This is a genomic window from uncultured Corynebacterium sp. (assembly GCF_902782855.1).
GTDB lineage: Bacteria > Actinomycetota > Actinomycetes > Mycobacteriales > Mycobacteriaceae > Corynebacterium.
Window position 1 is genome coordinate 1 of the sequence record NZ_CACZOO010000204.1, and the last position, 4,669, is coordinate 4,669.

The 4,669-nt window shown below is 65.6% G+C and carries 4 protein-coding genes and 1 pseudogene; 3 read left to right on the forward strand and 2 right to left on the reverse strand.

The window, feature by feature from the left end:
• Positions 1–427 (forward strand): annotated as a pseudogene (locus tag QZV72_RS08850) (ribonucleotide-diphosphate reductase subunit alpha); the annotation flags it as partial.
• 201 nt (positions 428–628) lie between these two features.
• Here QZV72_RS08850 and QZV72_RS08855 read toward each other — a convergent pair.
• A complete protein-coding gene (locus tag QZV72_RS08855; RefSeq protein WP_297007473.1) occupies positions 629–1,123 on the reverse strand; it encodes a ferritin in 495 nt (164 codons plus the stop codon).
• 469 nt (positions 1,124–1,592) lie between these two features.
• Here QZV72_RS08855 and nrdF point away from each other — a divergent pair, with 469 nt between their 5' ends.
• Entirely contained in the window at positions 1,593–2,591 is a 999-nt protein-coding gene (nrdF, locus tag QZV72_RS08860) for a class 1b ribonucleoside-diphosphate reductase subunit beta (protein WP_297007474.1), read from the forward strand.
• Positions 2,592–2,691: 100 nt separating this feature from the next.
• Here the strand turns inward: nrdF and QZV72_RS08865 are convergent, their stop codons facing one another.
• Positions 2,692–3,729: an alcohol dehydrogenase catalytic domain-containing protein gene (locus tag QZV72_RS08865; RefSeq protein WP_297007477.1), complete on the reverse strand. Its 1,038-nt coding sequence runs from the start codon at positions 3,727–3,729 to the stop codon at positions 2,692–2,694.
• 450 nt (positions 3,730–4,179) lie between these two features.
• On the opposite strand from QZV72_RS08865, the gene QZV72_RS08870 reads away from it, so the two are divergent.
• Positions 4,180–4,669: cbb3-type cytochrome c oxidase subunit I (locus QZV72_RS08870; RefSeq protein WP_297007480.1), on the forward strand; the 490-nt coding region annotated here is incomplete at its 3' end.

Genomic DNA, 4,669 nt, shown 5'->3' on the forward strand with positions numbered 1-4,669 from the left:
GATGGAGTACGGCCTGTACAACCGGAACCTGCAGGCGGTGCCGCCGACCGGGTCGATCTCCTACATCAACAACTCGACGTCGTCGATTCACCCGATCGCCTCGAAGATCGAGATCCGTAAGGAGGGCAAGATCGGCCGCGTCTACTACCCGGCGCCGCACATGGATAACGACAATCTGGAGTACTTCGCGGACGCGTACGAGATCGGATACGAGAAGATCATCGACACCTACGCGGTGGCGACGAGGTACGTCGACCAGGGTCTGTCGCTGACGCTGTTCTTCCCCGGTGACGCGACGACCCGTGACATCAACCGGGCGCAGATCTACGCGTGGCGTAAGGGGATCAAGACGTTGTACTACATCCGGTTGCGCCAGGCGGCGCTGGCCGGCACCGAGGTCGAGGGCTGCGTGTCCTGCATGCTGTAGTGCCCTGACGGAACCGGCGGTCACCGGACCGCCGGCGGGGTTCCGGGGTCAACACGGCACGACCAAGGGCCCCGCACCGGTCAGATGACCGGTGCGGGGCCCTTGGTCGCGTCCGTACTGCCGGGTGTGGCAGCGCCGGACGCGGTCGGACAGTTGCGGGCGGCCGGGAAGCCGTTTCGGCCACCCGGTCACAGGTCTCGACTAGGCGGTACGGCCACCCAGCTTGGCGTCGATGCGCAGCAGACCGGAACCGTCGTTGCCGACGACCTTGATCCAGTCGATGATGTCGTTGACGGTGGACTCCTCCTCGATCTGCTCGGCGAGGAAGAAGTTGATCAGGGAACGGGAGTCGATGTCGCCGGTCTCGTCCGCGACGCGGGCGAGGTTGCGGATCATCTCGGAGATCTTCTGCTCATGGGCGAGCGCGGCCTCGAAGGCGTCCAGCGGGGTGGCGATCTTCAGGGACGGCATTTCGATGTCGGTGAGGTCCACGCGGGCCTCGCGGTCGAGCAGGTGCTCGGCGAACTTGGCGGCGTGGGTGCGCTCCTCGTCTGCCTGGGCGCGGAACCAGTCGCGCATGCCGAGGAAGGAGAGGCGGTCCATTTCGTAGGACAGCTGGGAGTAGATGAGGGACGCGCCGTGCTCGGCGACGACCTGCTTGTTGACGGCTTCCTGGAACTTCTCGTTGATGCTCATGGCAGCAACGATACTGATCGGCTCATCCTCTCGCTAGAGCACGTAGCCTCACCTTTGCTTATATCTGCAGGTAAACAGGCATGTCTGGCCTCAGTATGCTTTGCCTGTACTGGAGTCTGTCCGGTGTGAATTGCGCAGTTCACAGTGTTTTGCGGGCGGGAAGCCGTCGCTGCCGGCTGCGGTGGGTCCGGCCGGAAGGGGAGTGAAGGGTAGTCGAACCTCGCAACGTCTACCCTAGTTCGGGGGTGTGTCGCCGGTGTTCGTCCGGTGGTCGACGGTGAACTGAGCCGCGTTCCGGTGGTGGCGTGGTGGTGGCGTGGAGGACGTGTGGTGGCACCGTGGTAGCGCCGTCGGCGGGGTGTGCATCCGCCGGAGGGGAGCGTGTCCGATGGGGTACGGTTGGAGGATGTCCCGACCCCGGGGGAGTTCGGGGCCGGGTGGAGATTCCGCACTACCGCAGGAGAACCGAATGACGACAGCGCGCCAGATCACGACCCCGGTCCATCACCGTTCCGGGGACCGCGTGACCGCGATCAACTGGAACACCATCCCCGATGACAAGGACCTCGAGGTCTGGGACCGGCTGACCGGAAACTTCTGGCTTCCGGAGAAGGTGCCGCTGTCCAACGACATCAAGAGCTGGGGGACGCTCACCGAGGCCGAGCAGACCACCACCATGCGGGTGTTCACCGGCCTGACGATGCTGGACACGATCCAGGGCACTGTCGGTGCCACCAGTCTCATCGAGGACGCCGTGACCCCCCATGAGGAGGCGGTGTTCACCAATATCGCGTTCATGGAGTCGGTGCACGCGAAGTCCTACTCGTCGATCTTCATGACGCTGGCCTCCACCCCGCAGATCAACGACGCCTTCCGATGGTCCGAGGAGAACGAGAACCTCCAGACCAAGGCGGATATCGTCCTGAACTTCTACCAGGGTGACGATCCGATGAAGAAGAAGATCGCGTCGACCCTGCTCGAGTCCTTCCTCTTCTACTCGGGGTTCTACCTCCCGATGTACTGGTCCTCGCACGCGAAGCTGACCAACACCGCGGACGTGATCCGGCTCATCATCCGTGACGAGGCCGTGCACGGCTACTACATCGGTTACAAGTACCAGCGTGCGTTGGAACAGGTGACGGAGGCCCGCCGGTCGGAGCTCAAGGACCACACCTTCGAGCTGGTCTTCGACCTCTACGACAATGAGTGCCAGTACACCGAGGACCTTTACGACGAGCTCGGGTGGACCGAGGACGTCAAGCGTTTCCTGCGGTACAACGCGAACAAGGCCCTCAACAACCTCGGTTACGAGGGGCTGTTCCCGGTCGACGAGACCCGCGTCTCCCCGTCGATCATCTCGGCGCTGAACCCCGGTGGTGACGAGAACCACGACTTCTTCTCCGGGTCGGGCTCCAGCTACGTCATCGGTAAGGCGGAGAACACCGTCGACGACGACTGGGACTTCTAGACGGGGGTCCGTTCACGGTCCCGCGTCCGCCGGTCATCAATCCCCGTGTGCTTCCCCGCCACGGGAGTCTCCCGTCGACGGAGGGCGGGGGAGCGGGGGCTCAGGGGACGAGCACGGCGCGGCCCTGCACGCGACCGTGGCGCAGGTCGTCGAAAGCCTGCACCGCATCATCGAGGGGGTAGCGCTTCACGTCGACGGAGATCTTGCCCGCCGCCGCGAGTGCGATGGCCTGCCGCATCTCCGCACGGGTGCCACCGTAGGCGCGTTCGATGTTGACGCCCCACGGCAGAGGGCTTCCGCTGCCGGCGACATAGTCGAAGGACCCGTTGCCCAGGCCGACGAAGCGGATGGCCCCGCCGTTGCGCACGACGCTGACCGCGGTGGTCACCGTCGGCTGCACGCCGACGAAGTCGAAGACGACGTCCGCGCCGGTTCCACCGGTGAGTTCGAGGATCTTCCCGACGGCCGCCGCGTCGGACGGCAGTGCCACCGCACCTTTCGCCGCCGCGAAGGCGAGCTTCTCCGGGTCGGTGTCCAGGGCGATGATCCGGGTGCCGGTGGTGGCAGTAAGGATCTGGAGGCCCATGTGGCCCAGCCCCCCGAGGCCGAGGAGGACGACGGTGGCGTCCGCGGTGAGCCGGTCCCGGACGGTGGTGATGGCGTGCATGGGCGTCAGCGCGGCGTCCGCCAAGGGAGCGGCCGTGACGGGGTCCATGTCGCCCAGCGGATCGAGGTGGCGGGCCTTGACGGCGATGTAGTCCGCCATGCCTCCGTCGACGCCGATGCCGGGGGAGAGTGGGGCGAGGCTGGTGCGCGGCGAGACGGTCTCGCACTGGTTGTCGCGACCGGCGAGGCACTCACGGCACTGGCCGCAGGCGAGGACCAGGGAGACGAGCGCCCGGTCGCCGACCTGCCAGCCGGAGACGTCCTCCCCGAGTTTCTCCACGGTGCCGGCGACCTCGTGGCCGAGGGTGGAACCGATGAGGGGACTTTCGTCCCCCGTACCGATGATGGCGATGTCCGAGTGGCACACCCCGGCGCCGCCCACCTTCAGCAGAATCTCGTCTGGCAGGATCCCGGGGACGGGCTTCTCCTGCACCTCGACGGTGTCGTTGCTCACGTAGGTGACTGCGCGCATGGCGGTTGGCTCCTTGTCTGACGGCGGGGCCGTCGGTCTGGTCGACCGCAGGTCCGTAGGTCCGGAGGTCTGCGGACGGTGCCCGACTGTGCAGTGCCGCAACCGGGCCGTGTCGGGCATGGGTCGAACTCCGGTTCAGGGATACTCCCGATGATAGGCCGGTGTCGACGTGCGAGGGTGTGCACGCGACGGCGGTGACCGGTGCGCCGGGTGTCGGGTCAACGGTCGCGGTCCCGCAGGTGGTACGGGCCCGGCCACCCCCGATTGCGACGCCCCGGCGGTCCGGAGGGCGCCCGGCTATCAATATCTGCACACACCCATTAACATGGACAACAGTCTGCGCTGGATGTGTCGGCGGAGGTGACGACTACGCCGCCGAGCCACAGCACCTCGCAGTTCATTCACAGGGAGCCGTCCCGACGAGCGGCTCCGCGTAGTCAGGAGGATTGAATGACCGCAGTAGCGCCTCGGGAAGACCATACGGTCGCTCCCACACGGCCTGCTCCCCAGGGTGGAAAGTCCCTCAAGGGAAACCATGCCTGGAACATGCTGACGACCACCGACCACAAGCAGCTCGGCATCATGTACATCATCATGTCGTTCTGCTTCTTCTTCATCGGTGGCCTGATGGCACTGCTGATCCGCGTGGAACTCTTCCACCCGGGCATGCAGTACCTGTCCAACGAGCAGTTCAACCAGCTCTTCACCATGCACGGCACGGTGATGCTCCTGCTGTACGGAACCCCGGTCGTGTGGGGTTTCGCGAACTACATCATGCCGCTGCAGATCGGCGCCCCCGACGTCGCCTTCCCACGCCTCAACGCGCTGGGCTTCTGGCTGACCACCTGGGGCGGTGTCCTCATGCTCTCCGGATTCCTCACCCCCGGTGGCGCCGGTGACTTCGGCTGGACCCTCTACATGCCGCTGGCGGACGCCATCC

Coding starts and splice junctions, on each gene's coding strand:
- QZV72_RS08855 (WP_297007473.1), bottom strand. CDS start 1,123: ATGAGCATCAACGAGAAGTTCCAGGAAGCCGTCAACAAGCAGGTCGTC.
- nrdF (WP_297007474.1), top strand. CDS start 1,593: ATGACGACAGCGCGCCAGATCACGACCCCGGTCCATCACCGTTCCGGG.
- QZV72_RS08865 (WP_297007477.1), bottom strand. CDS start 3,729: ATGCGCGCAGTCACCTACGTGAGCAACGACACCGTCGAGGTGCAGGAG.